At 65.5% G+C, this 16065-nt stretch carries 9 protein-coding genes; 1 reads left to right on the forward strand and 8 read right to left on the reverse strand.

The features are described from left to right. Window positions 1-3: 3 nt before the first annotated feature. The 3 genes from BX286_RS12780 to BX286_RS12790 all read right to left on the reverse strand — a co-directional run bounded on the left by BX286_RS12780 (window position 4) and on the right by BX286_RS12790 (window position 3559). Entirely contained in the window at window positions 4-819 is an 816-nt protein-coding gene (locus BX286_RS12780) for a thioesterase II family protein (protein ID WP_079431710.1), read from the reverse strand. Further along, window positions 812-2215 carry a crotonyl-CoA carboxylase/reductase gene (gene ccrA / locus BX286_RS12785; protein ID WP_079426706.1) on the reverse strand — a complete coding sequence of 468 codons (1404 nt, stop codon included), beginning with the start codon at window positions 2213-2215 and terminating at the stop codon, window positions 812-814. Before ccrA ends, BX286_RS12780 begins: the two co-directional genes overlap by 8 nt. Window positions 2216-2572: 357 nt before the next feature. Then, a complete protein-coding gene (locus BX286_RS12790) occupies window positions 2573-3559 on the reverse strand; it encodes a LuxR C-terminal-related transcriptional regulator (protein ID WP_079426708.1) in 987 nt (328 codons plus the stop codon). A 274-nt stretch (window positions 3560-3833) separates the two neighbouring features. Here BX286_RS12790 and BX286_RS12795 point away from each other — a divergent pair, with 274 nt between their 5' ends. Continuing rightward, the gene (locus BX286_RS12795; protein ID WP_079426710.1) at window positions 3834-4034 is read left to right on the forward strand and encodes a hypothetical protein; all 201 of its coding nucleotides are present in this window, start codon (window positions 3834-3836) and stop codon (window positions 4032-4034) included. Between the two features lie 636 nt (window positions 4035-4670). On the opposite strand, the gene BX286_RS12800 is transcribed toward BX286_RS12795, so the two are convergent. From BX286_RS12800 to BX286_RS12820, 5 genes are all read right to left on the reverse strand, one after another. Beyond that, window positions 4671-7625 (reverse strand): DUF499 domain-containing protein, encoded by a 2955-nt coding sequence (locus tag BX286_RS12800; protein WP_148710267.1) that lies wholly within the window; start codon window positions 7623-7625, stop codon window positions 4671-4673. An 8-nt stretch (window positions 7626-7633) separates the two neighbouring features. Continuing rightward, window positions 7634-10492 carry a DUF1156 domain-containing protein gene (locus BX286_RS36060; RefSeq protein ID WP_123995654.1) on the reverse strand — a complete coding sequence of 953 codons (2859 nt, stop codon included), beginning with the start codon at window positions 10490-10492 and terminating at the stop codon, window positions 7634-7636. Window positions 10493-10509: 17 nt separating this feature from the next. Further along, the gene (locus tag BX286_RS12810) at window positions 10510-13689 is read right to left on the reverse strand and encodes a helicase-related protein (RefSeq protein WP_187344133.1); all 3180 of its coding nucleotides are present in this window, start codon (window positions 13687-13689) and stop codon (window positions 10510-10512) included. 442 nt (window positions 13690-14131) lie between these two features. Then, window positions 14132-14614, reverse strand: a complete 483-nt coding sequence (locus BX286_RS12815; protein ID WP_107438253.1) for an NUDIX hydrolase — start codon at window positions 14612-14614, stop codon at window positions 14132-14134. Between the two features lie 10 nt (window positions 14615-14624). Then, complete coding sequence (locus tag BX286_RS12820) at window positions 14625-15848, reverse strand: helix-turn-helix domain-containing protein (RefSeq protein WP_121014999.1); 1224 nt, start codon at window positions 15846-15848, stop codon at window positions 14625-14627. Window positions 15849-16065: the final 217 nt, after the last annotated feature.

Genomic DNA, 16065 nt, shown 5'->3' on the forward strand with positions numbered 1-16065 from the left:
GCGTCAGCGCCCTCCGCCCGACGCCGCCGTCCGGCGACGGCCCTCCGAGATACCCTCCGCGATCAGATCGATGACGGCGGACGCGTGATCTTCGAGGAAGAAGTGGCCGCCTTCGAACACCCGGAGGTCGAATGCGGACCTCGTGTGCGCGCTCCAGGGCCGCGCCTCGTCCACGCTCGCCTTGGGATCGCGGTCGCCGATCAGGGCCGTGATCGGGCAGGCCGGCTCCGGCCCGTCCCCGGGGGTGTGCCGGTAGGTTGCGGCCGCCTTGTAGTCGGCGCGCAGCGCGCGCAGCACCAGCTGCAGCAGGCCCTCGTCCTCGAAGAGCCGCGGATCCGTGCCACTTGTCCTGCGCAGATCCTCCAGGAGCTGTGCGTCGGAGCGCAGGTGCATGGTCTCGTCGCGGTGCGTAGACGGCGCCCGGCGTGCCGAAGCGAACAGACGCAGGGGTTCGCGCCCCTCCCGTTCCAGCCGCTTCGCCACCTCATAGGCCACCGTCGCTCCCATGCTGTGGCCGAACAGCGCGAACGGCCGCCCGGTCCAGGGCAGGACCTGCTCGGCCACCAGGTCGGCGAGCTCTCGCAGCGACTCGACGCACGGCTCCCGCATCCGGTCCTGGCGGCCCGGGTACTGAACGGCGAGGACGTCCACGGAGGGGGACAGCGCCCGCGCCACGGGAAGGTAGTAGGTCGCCGAACCGCCGGCGTGCGGAAAGCAGACCAGGCGGACGGGCGCGTCAGGCGCCGGAAGGTACTGCCGGATCCACAACCGCGTCGCCTCCTGGGCGGCCGACTCGGTGGCGAAGGCGCGGTCATCCATCTGCACGGACCGCCTGTGCCGCGCCGGCGCCGGCTGCCGCCCCGGGGGTGGTGCGGAACCGGTTGATGGCGTCCAGATGACGTTCGCGCAGCTCGTGGTCGCGTACGCCGAGACCCTCGACCGGGGCGAGGCACAGCACACCGACCTTGCCGTCGTGCCGGTTGCGGTGGACCTCGGCCGCGGCAAGACCGGCCTCGTGCAGCGGGAAGACCGCGGACAGGGTCGGGTGCACCAGCCCCTTGGTGATGAGGCGGTTGGCGGCCCATGCCTCACGGTAGTTGGCGAAGTGGCTTCCGACGATCCGCTTCAGGTGCATCCACAGATAGCGGTTGTCGTACTCGTGGCGGTAGCCGGAAGTGGAAGCACAGGTGACCACCGTTCCGCCGCGGCGGGCGACGAACACGCTGGCTCCGAAGGTCTCCCGCCCCGGGTGCTCCACGACGATGTCGGGGTCCTCACCGCCGGTCAGCTCGCGCAGGTGCGCACCGAACCTCTTCCACTCCCGCACGTCCGGGGTGTCTTCGTCCTTCCAGAAGCGGTAGCCCTCTTCGGCCCGGTTGATCACTGCCTCCGCGCCCATGGACCGCACCAGCTGCGCTTTGCGTTCGCTGGACACCACGCACACGGGCTGGGCCCCGCCGTTGAGGGCGAGCTGGGTGGCGTAGGAGCCGAGGCCGCCGGCCGCACCCCAGATCAGGACGGTGTCACCCTGCTTCATCTGAGCGCCGTTGCGGGAGACCAGCTGCCGGTACGCGGTCGAGTTCACCAGCCCGGAGCACGCCGACTCCTCCCAGGTCAGGTGCTCCGGCTTGGGCATCAGCTGGTTGGCCTTCACGAGGGCGAGCTCCGCCAGACCGCCGAAGTTCGTCTCGTAGCCCCAGATGCGCTGGCCGGGGTCAAGCATCGTGTCGTCGTGCCCGTCCGGGGACTCCAGTTCGACGGACAGGCAGTGCGCCACCACCCGGTCTCCGGGCCGCCAGTGGTCCACCCCCGGCCCGGCCCTCAGGACGACGCCGGCCAGGTCGGAGCCCACCACGTGGTACGGCAGATCGTGCCGCGCCGCCATCGCCCCGGTACGCCCGTAGCGTTCGAGGAAGGCGAAGGTCGGCAGCGGCTCGAAGATCGAGCTCCACACGGTGTTGTAGTTGACGGCGCTGGCCATGACCGCGACCAGTACCTCTCCGGGTCCTGGCTGCGGCGTGGGCACCTCGAGCGGACGCAAAGACTTGGCGGGGTCCTTGTCCGCGCCTGCGAGCCCGTCGAACATCCCGGCCTCGTCCTTGAGCAGCACGCTTCCCGTGTAGCTGTCCGGAACGGGAAGCGCGGCGAAGGCCGCGGACTCCGGCCCCCCGTCCTCGGCATCCGTGGCCCGGATAGCGCTGATGATCTCTTCCATGGGGGCCTCTCTGCGATCCGGACGCGTCGGCCGCAACCTACTGACCCCACCCGGACCCCGTTAACCCCTACCGGCGCGACCCCCTACCCCCTCCGGCGACCCCCTATTCCGCTGCCGCCTCCGCCGCGCCGTGGCGTGCCTCATACCCCGACCGGCACCCCGGCACGCAGAAGTGCCCCGGCTCCAGGAGTACTGGGGCGGGGCACTGATGACGCCGACGGCATCAGCCGAAACGTTCCTGCGGCACGGGCCCAGCACCGGCAGCGGCATCAGCGGCCCGGTCAGGAAGGGGGACTCCGGCTCCGGCAGCTGGAACTGTTCCGCAGCGACCTCGCCTGACCCCCTCCGGGGCCGGTCTCAGAGCCACCCCCGCTGGGCGGCCCGGAGGCCGGCCTCGAAGCGGCTGGCGGCGTTGAGGCGCTCCATCAGCCCCGACATCTGGCGGCGGACGGTGCGCAGGGAGACGCCGAGCCGCTTGCCGGCGGCCTCGTCGGTCAGCCCGGAGGCCAGCAGCTTGAGGAGCTCCCGTTCGCCGGCGGTGATCCCGGCGTCCGGGGCCTGCTCGCGGGCGGCGCCCAGCGGGACGGCGGTCTCCCAGGTCTGCTCGAAGAGGGTGACGAGGGGCGCGACGATGCCGGGGGCGGTGGTGCACAGCGCGCCCAGCCGGGAGTTGGCGGGGTCGATGGGGACCACGGCGGTCTTCCGGTCGAAGATCACCAGGCGGGGCGGCAGGACCGGGCTGGTGCGGACCTGGCCGCCCCGGTCGGTGGTCCACTGGGCGTAGGCGAGGGTGGCCTGGTCGTTGCGGGCGCTGTCCTGGTAGACGGCCCGCATCTGGATGCCGCGGGCCAGGGCCTGCTCGTCCAGCGGCTTCGAGGCGTCCAGGCTGGCCTGGGACTGGGCACCGCCCGGCATGATCGACAGGCATTCCGAGGTGAGCTCCCGGCCGAGCACCTCCAGCCGGGACTGGATGGCGTCCAGCCCCACCAGCCGCTCGGCGCCGTCGGTCTCGGTGTTGGGCCGCAGCCCCGCGAACTCGGCGACGGCGCGGGCCGCGGCCGCCTTGCTGAGCGCCAGCTCCTGCTGGCGGCGGAGCAGGTCCTCCTCCTGGCGGCGCAGGATCTGCTCCAGCCCCGCCTCGGGGCTGACGGCGCGCAGCCCGCCGGTGTTCTCCCGGGACGGGGTGAGCAGTTCGAGGTCCACGAGCCGGTCGAGCCCGTCGCGCACCTGAGCCTCGGTCATACCGAGCCGGACGCACAGATCGGCCACTCCCCCGGCCGGGTCCGCGAGCATCCCCCGGTAAACGGCCTCCACGTGCGTGTCCAGCCCCAGCGCTTCCAGCATCCGTGCCCCCCGGCTCCGATCCGTACCGCAGGACGACCGTCCGACGGCTCGACCGATCCTAAAGGTGTGCAGGTCAAAGGCCCCAGGCGGCACCATGGTGTCAGTCACCTTGGTGCCACCCCGGACCCCTTCTGCGAGAGCTTCCGGGCCAGCAGGATGGTGTTCACCGGGACGGCGGGGCACGGAGCCCCACCCCAGGCCAGGGCCGAAAGGCCGGACCGGTGCAGCGCGCCGACCACTGTTCCAGCCAGCCGTTCTCGTACCGGGGGATCTCATGTCTCGCACCGCCCGCCTCGTCACCACCGCCGCCCTCACCGCCCTCCTCTCCGCCGCCGTGACCACCACGGCCACCGCCACGGAGCAGGGCCCGGGCGTCATCAGCTGGGACTCCGTGCGCGCCTCGGCCCCGGCCACGGCGAAGGTCATCAGCTGGGACTCGGCGCCCCTGGACAAGAAGGTCATCAGCTGGGACTGACCTCCGTCCCCTCTCCGGCATCCGAAGGCGGCCCCCCGGGGCCGCCTTCGCCGCGTTGTGGCGCGCCCCACACCCCCGGAACGCAGAAGTGCCCCGGCCCAGGAGTACTGGGCGGGGCACTGATGACGCCGACGGCACCAGCCGCAACGTTTCTGCGACACAGGCCTCGTGGTGGGGCGGGTGGGACTCGAACCCACGGCCGACGGATTATGAGTCCTCTCGGGATCTTGGCGGCCCTTGCGCACCAGTGCGAATTCTTGACGTTTCCCCAGGTCAGACGACGTGCGGTGCGATTGACCGCTTCGGCCTTTGCCTGTCTGTTCCTGCCCTTGTGTCCCCTTGGCGTCCCCTTACGGTCCTCGCGCGGCCGCCCAGGCCGCCGAAGTTCGGGTAGTCCGCGGTCAGGGGCAGGCCCCAAACTCCCGAGCAGCGGATTCCGCTTCCAACGCGAAGAGGCTCCACCCCCGCACTTTCGGGGTGGAGCCTCAAGGCCTGCTCGGCCTCCCGTTGCAGTCAGGACATCCCGGGGACCACTGACGCGCGGCGAACCCTGTGCACCCCCTTGCCGCGCTGTCGCGAACGGCTATTCGAAAGCCCTCGAGCGGCGCGAGCTGTAGGTGAGCGAGCCTCAGCTACCTAAAAATCGTCCTGCTCTGTTCGCGAACTTGAACCAGGCACCTGCGATGCCTTGCCCAGCATGCCCTGCGTCTCCCCAGTGGCGGCCGAAATCGTGATCTGCAAGCCAACCATCTGAAGATCGTTCTGACTCGACTTCGCGGGGTCGACGAGCGACGCCACTTCACGCAACAGGTGCCAGACCTGCTCCCGCTTCGCAGGGTCGGTCACCGACGAAAGAGGGATGCTGATGACCGTGGTTTCGAACGACGGCTCGGTCACCCGGCCCGCCTGAACCGGAACAGTGACGGCAGGGCTTCCAGGGGCCGGCGAACCGCACTCACTAATTCGCTCGGGGGCCGCCGCGGAAGCAGCAGGACTACGAACAGTGTCAGCTTGCTCCCCGTTCCGTTGCTCCGGCGGTGCCAGGAGCAGCCGCGGCCGAAGCTGCTGCTGCAGAGTTGCAGATTGGATCTGCGCCGCGGTCGCAGGCCGAATCTCTACGCCGTCGCTGTCCGTGAGCATCCATTCATCGGAGGTGGCCAGCTTGAACAGCGCCAGACGCATCTCCTCGTCGGTTTGGATCAGCGGCCAAGTCGGATCGCTGTATGGGTGCGCGAACAGTTCCTTCGGGGTCAGGTCCCGCCCATACTGACCCGACGTAATGAGCTGCGCCACATACTCGGCAGAGAGCTGGTTCGTCTGTACAGCCCGGCCGTCGGCTACCAGGGCAGCCCATACGTGACGGCCAGAGAGCGACGTCTGCGGCTCCGGCAGCGTCTTGTACTGCACTGCAAGCCCGCTGTCAGTCCGCAACACAAACGCGTAGTGCTGGAACGCCCAAGCGACAGCCTCATCAAGCTTCCTACCCGCTTGATCACGGCGCTCGCGTGCTGCGTCTAGTTCTTCGCTGTCCTCGGCCAATTGAGCGACAACCTGATTCCAGGCTAGGTAGTCGCGGGCGAAAGCCTTAGCACGGTCCCGTCGCTGGGTGGTGGCCACAGCCATCACCATCGAGGCTGCGAAGGTGCTGGGCAAGCCTGGAGAAATTCCGTACGCGACGTCGATGTCAGCGCGAGTTGCCTGGTCTCTGCCGTTGAGCAGCGTCCAACGACGCGGGTCGAGTACAACGAGCCTGGTCTGCTGAGAATCCAGTCCAGCAAACGCGGCGGCTGCAGAAGCTTCGTGCTCGGGACGAGCCAGCTTGTGAAGCGCCGTGAAGCTGTGCTTCTCCGCAAGTGCTTGCGCGCGCACCCACACCGTGTCGGCTGACTCTTCGCCGCTGACCATCGACAGAGCATTCGCGTGGTACATGTTCAGCGTCTGCTTGATGGACAGATAGAAACGCTCAGGTCCCCTGCCTGGCCGACTCCGCTCAAGGGCCCCAAGCCCTCCCTCAGCCGGGCTCGCTACCAGGGCGTTGAATACCTCCTCGGCGGCGGAGTAGTCCACCCCAGGCCCCGCAACCGCGGCCAGCAGTTCGGCCTTGGTGGCCCCCCGGACTGCGCGAGGGCGGGGTACCAGGCTGTAAGCGAGGCAGGCAGTGCCCATCCGCAACGCAGGGACGGGCTGTCCGGCATCCACTCCACTGGCCTTCAGGGCAGCGTCGAGAACGAACGCCGTACCACCGCCGGCGCCAGTGTTGACAATGTCAGTGGTCGCTACAGCTCGGTAGCCCTGAATCGCACGATCATTCCCCGCAAGGACACCACTCGAGAGAAGTGCCTCCAGTGCGCTGGTGTGCAGCGGTATGTCGCCCACACCGATGAGGGCGGGAGCCCAGCGCCCCGCCTTGTGTTCGTCACTCCAGAAGAGGGCAGTGCGAGCAAAGATTGAGACAGTTGAACGCACCCGCTGGAAGGCTTGGACGACGGTCCACTCCTTGCTCACCAGGGCAAACAGATCCGGGTGGAACGGATATGTTTCTGTAACACGCTCCGACAGTCCAGCCAGCGTACGCTTACTTCCCAGCGGCGCGTATACCTGATCTTTCCACGCCCCCTTATGGCCGGCAGCCGTGAACGCGGAAGCTATGGAGACCGCGACATCATCAGTCTTAGCCTGAGTAAACAAGCGGCGACGAATGATCTGTGCAAAATCGGACGGTTCGGTTACCGTTACCGTCTCCCCGTTCCGCTGCAGACGCGGACTGAGGTAATCGCGAAAAGCCACGGCTGCGGGATGATAGCCACTCTGGTCTTCCTCGCTCTTAATCATGACGAGCACAAGAGCAACGCCAGCCTGGTCATCCACGGCGTCAGTCAGCGCATTCAGAAATGCTTGCTCGCCCGGCATTCCACCGATGGCGCTCTCGTCGGTGAGCGCCATCGCGTAGTCCATGAGTTCGTCTACGAGAACCAGAACTGGGCGATCAACCTCAGCAAACGCGGCCTGCAAAGTCGCCTTATTCGCACCCAGACCACTGTAATGCTGATAACGGTCCATCCTGTTCGGGCTATCCGCGAACAGGAGCCAGATAAAGCGGCCGAAGAGATCCGTAGCGGGACCGAAACGAGGATCCGTCTTGCCGGGCGACATTCCATCGCACGTCAAAATGACCGGAAGCACTCGCGACAGGTCAACGGCGTGCTGTCCTGCGCCCGCTTCTGCACTCACCGCCAGCCCCAGTTCGGAAGCAAAGAACGCGTCCGGGCGACTGATCATGTGCCAGATCCCCACCAGAGCATGGCTCTTACCTCCACCCATCCCCTGGTCGAGGTGGAAGCACGCCTGGGCATCGAGATGGCTCACACCGAGCCGGCGGGCTACACGACCGAGGAACCCGACGAGTTTTGGCGTCGGCTGAGTGATGTCCGTGTAATAGCCGCAATCTGCATACGGAACAGGCACGGTCTGGTAAACCGCTTTGGCAAGGCTCATCTGAAGCTCGCCCACTGATCCTTCGGTCTGGCGAACTTCATCCCTCAGCGTCAGAACGTCAGCCCAGTGAGCGACGGGAGGTGTGGTAGCGGTCACGTCATCTCCTAAAAGAGGCTGGTCTGGTTGCGAGGGTGCGGCACAGCGGCTGCTGCGGTGGGCGTGACAGCGGCAGACGCCTGCACAGTGCCGCGATTGCGTTTGATAGCGGCAAGGGCAACCGCAACGGGGTCCGAACCTGGAAGTTTGGCGGCGACCCAGTCCACGACCGCCCACAGATGAGCGTCGGTGGGCGACAGCTCTGCGTCAGCGATGACCGCTGCAACTGCCTCAGTTCCTGACGACCACTGGGCCGCCATCGCACGGATCACCTCGTACACGCTCGATGAGGGTGCAACCTTCTCGGGGGCGTCATGGCGCAGCCTGTATCCCGCCTTGGTCTCCAGGAGGATCGGACCACGCAAATCCTCAAGGCGGAGATCATCCGACTGAGCGAAGAACCGAGCCTCCCCCTTCGGTACATCCGCGCGACCGTAGAGCTCGTGCCAGAAGACCGCCAGGCGCGTGTGCGGATCGAACGTCTCCAAGGGCAGCTCATCCAGTCGTAGAGCGACTGCATCTCGAACTGCACGACGCGCCAGAGTCATGTAGTGCTCAAGCGGAACCTGCTCGCCGCTCGGGGTGATGACACGCTCATAGCGACCCACGATCGCGAGTGCCGCACCGTACGACGCCATGAGCTGGTCTTCCAGCGCAAGGCCGTCAGTGTCCCAACCACGACAACGGGCCTTGACGTCAGCAACGACGTCCGCGTCCACCTGAGCGGCGATTCCGATCGGTCGGCGCCTGGGTGCGACACGTGCACCGATCGACACAGTGACGGAGATTGTGGCCACACCCGTGACCGCGGTTTCAGTCCTCGAAGGCCAAGAAGACGTTACGACGAACCCAGCATCTGTCAATGCGGAGAGCAATCTCTTCCACGCCTCCGGGTCCGAGTGGCCGAAGATCACCGTGAGATGCCCGTCAGGCTTGAGGACGCGTCGCGCCTCAGTGAACGACCTGGCCAGCATGGCCTCATAACGCTCTTCGCTCGACCTGTGGTCACCGGCCCCCTTGGCTCCCCGCCCCTTCACGATGATTTCTTCGGCCTTGTCCTGCAGCCCATCAGAGCCCTCTGCGCTGCCGTCGAAGAGTTCCGGCATCGCATTTCTCAAGGCGCGCTTGAACCACACATAGAAGAGATCTGACGAATCCGCGTAGGCGATCATGTCGTAATACGGAGGGTCGCATACCAGGGCATCCACGGTGGCATCCCTGAATGGCAAGGCAACCGCCGACGCCCGACGAAATCGTCCTGGACGACCCGAGGCATGCGTCTCACCCAAGATCTTCTTCAGCGCATTCACAAGACTGGCAGAAACGGAGGACCACGTGCCGGGCCCCTCCCCAGGACCAGCTTCGAGGTAGTCGAACTGGTGCTTCACGACAGACTGCGACGAAAACATGTCAGCCGCCTGACAACGATTCTGAGCCGCACCGCTCCTATTTCCGTGAGACAAAAGACCGGCACCTCGAGTGCTTCGTCGAATCTGACGCATAATGTTGCTGGCGGCGTAACTCGCAAGTGCGGCAGCGTAGTCACTCGACACGATGGAAGCCAGATCACGATGGACGTCAGATATGACGCGCGCCGTAGTGGCAAACAGCACGGCTTGCCGGTCGTTCATCAACGATCCGTATGTCGAGTAGCCGTAGCCACTTCCACGTACGTTATCCTTGTTACCTTCCGGAATACTTTCATCGGGTACAGCACGATGTCCGTTGACTGGCGAAAGACTCGCAGGATCGGCGGAATCCGCAGCCGCGATTTCCTCGTCCCGTGGTACTCGAAAAATCTTCTGATTGCTGTCAGGATCAGTCTCACCTACAGCCAGCATTGCATCCCGATACTGACCAGCGAACCCCTTAGCCTTGACAACGTCGAGTGTGTGCACGTGACCGCATGTCGAGAATGGGCAATGCGCCGACTTGCCCCGCTTTCCGTCTGGGGCTGTGAATGTTCCTTTCTGCGACGGCACTCCCTTGTGAATCTCAATCTTCCAAACGTCACCGTCGGCAAGAAGGCGCATCGCCTGCCCTTGGTCCCCAGTACGCCCATAGGGATGGCGCAGCGCCATGGAGGCGAGCAGCGGGAAGCGCCGCCTGCAGCCGTCGCATGGAATCGTGACGGCCCAGAGATACGCCCACGGCAACGCTCCTCCGCGCGCCTGATTCCCCGGGTACAAGGCGGCCACCTCGGTTGCAACCCGCCGGCCGACTTCAGCCAGTACAGATCGCACATCGGTCAGCAGCCGCGGCTCTTCCACTGCGATCCCGTCGAGCGACAGAGTCTCCGAAGCCCAGTCGCCAGGAGCCTCGGCCGGACCATTCGGATCATGGCGCTTCTCATCACCGACCCCCGCATATGAGATCCGCGGCTCGTTGCTCCAATCACGCAATGGGTAATCGCCCAGCAGCTTGCCCGCCAAGGTAGCCACCGGCGAGAGGTCCGTACCGACAGCGGTTGCCCCAGCCCTTGCAGCCTCAAGCGGAATAATTCCGCGCCCCGAGAACATGTCGAGGACAACAGGCGGTTTGCTCGGATACTGGGCCGCCACTTGCTCCCGGAGCCTAGCCAACGCGCCAGCATCGCCGGACTTCACTGCGAGTTTGACGTCGGTCCGGTTCTGAGGTGTATCAGCTAGCAAAGCGCAGAGCACTGCTGCTCGTGCTTGAGCAATGGGCCTCGATGCGAACCAGGTAAACAGGGCTTTCTCGCTTCGCCCAGAACCTGCTGGAGTAGTGACGGCCAAGTCAACTTCGGCACAGGGAAACCAGGTGTCAATCATGCGTGCCGTCGTATCGGGGGCCGAATTCCCCTGCACCGACGATGCAGAACGGTCGATGCCCGTCGCTGAGTTCACGACAGATCCGGCTGTCACTACTGGTCTCCAATCAGTCTGTTGAGCTCAGAGAGCGGAATCTGGAAGCGTTCGACGCGCCGATGTCCGCTGAGAGCGGCAGCAGGATCCTGCTGCCGTAGGATGACGAATGGAGTAGCCGCGCAGTTGATGACTACGTAGAGCCAGTACGCATCTGTACGCTGCTGGGCCTGCGCCCACTCATTCTGTTCCAGCCAGACAGCCCTTAGAGGGCCGCTCTGCCCCTTCACCTCGATGAGCCGTTGCTCTCGGGTCACCCGGTGGCGGGCGTAAAGGTCATATCCCAAGCCAGAGCTCTGCCGGTCATCGACGTCGTAACCCAGACGTTCGAGCTCAGTGACGACAGTGGTGATTGCCACTTGTTCTGCGTCCGGGTCGTATCCCAACGTCTCGACCCGCGCTCCGCCCGTCACACTCACCCAGCCGACAAGTCGTACAGAGCTAGCCGTAACGCCGGCAATGTCCTCGAGGACAGCCGCCCGCGACGACTTCGCCACGGCGAACTGCTCGAGCAGAGAACGCCGCTCGTCGAGCGGGCGGTCTGCGATCGACTCTTCGAACCGGTACTGGGTGGCATCCAGCTGAGAACGGGCGGCAGCTATCCAGGCCCGACGCTCGTCTACGAGGACTGCAACCTGGCTCCGCAGGGTTTCACGGGCTGCTTCATGCGCATCGTGGCGAACCGCAGGCGGTAGCGACTCAGTACCTCCCGCTGCCGGGTCCTCGGAGGCTGGTGCGCGCAACTTCATGAGAGAGTCCCACGCCACGGGTATCGCCTGCCCGAGGGAACACCGGATGAGCAACGGAGCCTTGCGAATGATCCTGGTACGGCCGTCGTGTACCTGGATGTCCGCATCAAACAGGGTCAGCACGTACGAAGTCAGCGAACCACTGTCGACCAGCGTCGATCCGCGGACCAGGTCCGCTTCGCCGAGGGCCAGCGCGTGTGCCACGAGCTCCTGAAAGGGCTCCTCAGTAGGACCGAGCACGATCACGTCGTCGAGGCCAGTGGCGCCGTCGTTAATCGCCTGCCGTACGGAGTCACCGGCCGCAGCCACATAGGCGTGCCACATGCCACCCAAAGCCGTGGGTAATGGTGCGAGGGCCGCAGCAACTTCCCGAATGCCCTTGGCGGGACCGGGCCCTACTCGCCAACGTTCGGTGCGGGCAATCTGCTCGACCATCGCTTCGACAATGATCGGGTTGATGGCCTCAAGCCGGTCTGCTGCAAACCTCTCCAAGGCTTCGGAGACGTTGGCTGGGGTGGCCAAACTCCGCTCCTCGGCGACGAGCGCCTGGGCCGAAGCGATCAGTGTCTGCGTGTCAGGAACGACGACTTCTCGGCCCGCTTGAGCATCCAGCATTGCTTTGCCCCAGTCGAAGCCAGCGCGATCGGCCGTGGCATCCAGTAAGTCGTAGACCTTGCCTTCAAGAGATTTTCCTGCGTTCTCGAGGTTGGTCAGCATCACCTGCTGGACGCGCCCCTCCCTCGTGTGCGGAGCGACCAGGTGATAGACGTAAACAGGATTCTCTTGTCCGATTCGGTGCAGTCGGCCCATGCGCTGCTCAAGGCGGACCATGGACCAAGGCAGGTCCCAGTCAACCATCACGTAAGCGGACTGGAGGTCGATCCCCTCGCCGCCAGCATCGGTGGATACCAGGACTTGGAACTCACCTGCCAGAAAGTCCTCCTGCAGCGCATCGCGAGTTGTGTGGTCGACGGACCCCTCGAGGACGCGCGAGCTGAACCCCGCCTCCTCGAAGCGCGCCTGGAGCCATCGCGCAGTGTCAGAGAACTCGCTGAAGACCAGGAGCTGGCCCTCGCCTTGGCGAAGGCCATGGCGCTCCATTAACTGCATCAGATGAGACCACTTCGCTGGCGCTTGGGCGGCCTCTGCCCGAGTCACCGTTTCGAGGAGCGTTGCCACTTCGGACAGCTCTCGGGGCTTGTCTTTAGTTCGGGCGGCAACGAGGGCCGTCTCTGCCCGCGCCCAGGCCTCGTCGTCGTCCGCAGCAGCACCGAGGCCGTGCACCGTGATGAGTCCCTCCGGAGGAACCGGCTGGGTCCGCTCATGAGCAGCACCCATGAGGGAGGCCTGGCGACGACGCAATGTCGCGGCAACCGCGGACAGCGACGATGCAGCCCGCTTACCGTAGATCGAGCGTGCCAACGTGGCCGAGTCCGCGTAGAACGTCTCCACATAGTCCATCACCGCGTCGTACACGGCTGACTCATATGGGTTGAGATCCACCGAAATTGTTTCGGAGAATCGCTGCTTGAACAGCTTCGACCCGTCATGTCCGACGAGGTCTTCCTTCATGCGACGCAAGAACGACAGCTTCGAGGGAACGAGCGCAGTCTCATAGTCGGTCTTGCGTGGATCCCACGGATACAGCGTGGGATCAAGCAAGTTCATCAAACCGCGGAAGTAGTGCTCTTTGCCGCGATGTGGCGTGGCCGTCATTAGGAGCAAGTGGTGGGAGCAGTCGCCTACTTGGCGTGCCGCGGCAAGAAACTGGCTCGTCGGCGTGAGGCGGTGGGCCTCATCGAAGATGGCGAGCGACCAGGAACTGTGTGATCCTGCCACCTTCCGGCGAACCTCACCATTGTGGGTGAAGAGGTCCAGCGAGACGAGCCATGTGTCGTAGCGAGGGTCCAGATCGGCCGGGTCTGCGGCTATCGCTGCCGTGATGCGCTTGGCCGTCACCCCGAAGAGACGCTGGAGGTCTCGCTCCCACTTCGTGACAAGGTGCGCAGGAACGATGATCACCGCTCGACCCTGGACAAGGCCGACGCGGCGCCCCTCGGTTAGGTACATACCGGCCATGATGGTCTTGCCGGTCCCAGGCTCGTCTCCGAGCAGAAACCGGAGGCGCGGCTGGGTGAGCATGTGTCCATGCACAGCTTCATCCTGATGGGCGAAGGGCTTCAAGGGGCGAGTCGCCAGCACCGCGGAGCGGATGCGCGGAACAGCGTGCTGCATCCAGCGGCCCCATAAGCCAGTCAGCGCCCTGTCCGGGTCGCCACCCCGATCGTTGACGGGAACGAGACCAGCTACGAGTTGGGCAGTGGTCAACAGGATGCGCTGAGGGGCCCCAGCGGCATCAACCACGAACAGCTCAATAGTGCCGTCACCGGCGTGTTCGGCATCGCGCACGGTAACCAGTGCGCCGTCCACGCGTACCTGTCGGCCCTTCTCAGGTAATGCGACTGCCATGGTCCCCCCAAGCCCCGTCCGAGTGTCAGGCCACCACGTTCAGCGGCCTATCCCCCACGACGAGCGCCCTGACCAGTGAGAGCCTAACGGCGAGTGCCCGGCTATGTACCTGTTCCGGTCAGGCTTGCTCTCAAGGATGTGGTGACTCGTCCCCATACTTCACAAATAAAGATCACTCCGATGTGCGGTGCAACGGTTGCTCCGATGACACTCCCTCTGTGGAGGCGCCGTCGGGGCGGTGAACCGGAATCCGGTGGCACCCGCCCGGCATCCTCGCTTGCCAAGGCAAGCCAGCTGCAGCACCGTGGTCTGGATGCTTGCTCAGAATGCGCGCTGAGCCAGCGGCTCCGAGGTGAAGGTGGGGCTGCCATCGGCCGCCTACGGCGTCAGCCTCTGCCGATTGTCAGGTCCCCGTCGCCGGCAGCTCCCCCTGCTCCAGATAGGCAGTCAGGTCGGATGCTCGTGCGTGGATGGCGGCGGCAATTCGGCGCGCCAGGCGAGGGATGGTGAGCTCCGCTACCTGGTCGGCGTTGTGGAAGTCGTAGCCGCGGAGCTCGTCGGCTTGCAGTGCGATCTGTCGGCGGTCATCTGTGCTCAGGAAGCCGCCTTCGAAGAGGTAGAGGACCTTGTCTCCCTCTCCGGGGTTCGGTGCCCAGTCGACGACCAGTAGGCGGCCGATGTGCGGTGCGATGCCGAGTTCCTCCTGGACCTCGCGCACGCAGGCTTGCCGGGGCGACTCCCCCTCCTCGACGTAGCCCCCTGGGATATCTCGGTAGTCCTTGTAGGACGGCTCGACGAGGAGGACTCGATCGGCTTCGTCGAAGAAGAGAGCGCCGGCTGCCATGCGGGGGCGGGCCATCTTCGCTTCGTGCTCGTTCTCGCTCACGGATCGGACTCTAGCTGCCCACGACGATGCCCAGCCTGCGGGCCAGGTCTGCGACGGGATGGGCAGGCCGGCCTCTGGTGCCGCGTATCCAGCCGATGACCAGTTCTCGGCTCAGGTAGTGGTGGCGTACCTGCTCGGGGGCGGCCTGTTCCGCTTCGAGTAGGACGGCCACGGCTTCGTCGGTGCGGTTCCAGGAGCTGAGCGCCCTTGCGACTTCGAGGCTGTGCCGTACGCGCCGCTCCACGGGCAGGGCGGTCGTGTCGATTCGTGAGCCCAGGTCCGCGGCGATCTGGATGTCGCCGAGTTCGCCGGCGGTGGCCACGCAGTGGATCGCCACGTTGGTCGGGCCGAAGGCCGTCCACATGTGATTGGCGTCGGCGCCGAGCCGTTGCGCGGTCTCGTTCGCCTCGCGGAGGAAGGTCTGCGTGGTCGCCCGGTCTTCTGCCCGTGCGGCGGCCATCGCGCCTGTGAGGAACAGCGTGCCGTACACCGAGAGGTACTCATCGTTGGCGTTGCCGAGCTCGGGCTGCATGACGGCTGCCGCGTCGTTCACCAGCTGGACTGCGGCTTTGAAGCGTCCGGTGGCCAGGAGGCAGTGCGTGACCGCTCGGAAGAGCGATCCCGTGATTTCACTGCGGCCGCTGCGCTGCGCTGCTGCCAGACCGCGGTCGGCGGCGATCCACGCCAGCTCGGACTCTCCGACCTTGCCCAGCACCATGGCCGCCCCGTGGTAGGCGAGAGCGAGCAAGGCGTGGGCTTCCTCCGCCTCGCGCCCCGTGTAGGCGCGGGACGCGGCGAGGGCATCAGCCAGGACAAGGGGGAGACGTCGGGTGGCGAAGCCGTACCGAGATGCCTGGTAGGCGTCGAGCACGTCGCTGACGTTGCCTCGGAGGTCCTGCAGATCGGGTGGTTCCTCGCCGCTGGCGACTCCGAGTAAAGGGGCGAGCTGCTTGTAGTCCATCAGCGTTTCGCGCAGCGCGGGAACCGTCCGGTGGCCGCTGTCGGCTGACCACTCCATGAGCGCCGGCTCGGCAAGCAGGTCTCCGAGCGAGACGTCGAGGGCTCCGGCGAGTGAGGTGATCACCGAGAGGCGATCGAGCTCGATTCGGTTGTTCTCCGCTTTGCTCAGCCAGTCCGTGGTACGGCCGACAAGGCCAGCCAGTACCTCTTGGGAGAGGCCACGTCGGCGCCGGTACCAGGCGACGCGCTCGCCGATGGTCAGGTTCTCTATCATACCTCGCATGTCCTGATCATCACCTCGTGGCCGAAGTGAACCCCGGAAAGTTTTTCCGGCGTGTCACCGGGCGTCCTGGCTACTGTCGCAGCAGACCGTGAACACCGCTGTGAGATGCGAACAACTCGTTCTGCATCGACTGGCATTGGCGAATGATGCTCGTCCGTTCCGCCCGTCTTCTTCAGGCAGAGAGATCGGAGATGGCCCAGCCATGACG

This window comes from Streptomyces sp. 3211.6, from assembly GCF_003634815.1.
Classification (GTDB): Bacteria; Actinomycetota; Actinomycetes; order Streptomycetales; family Streptomycetaceae; genus Streptomyces; species Streptomyces katrae_A.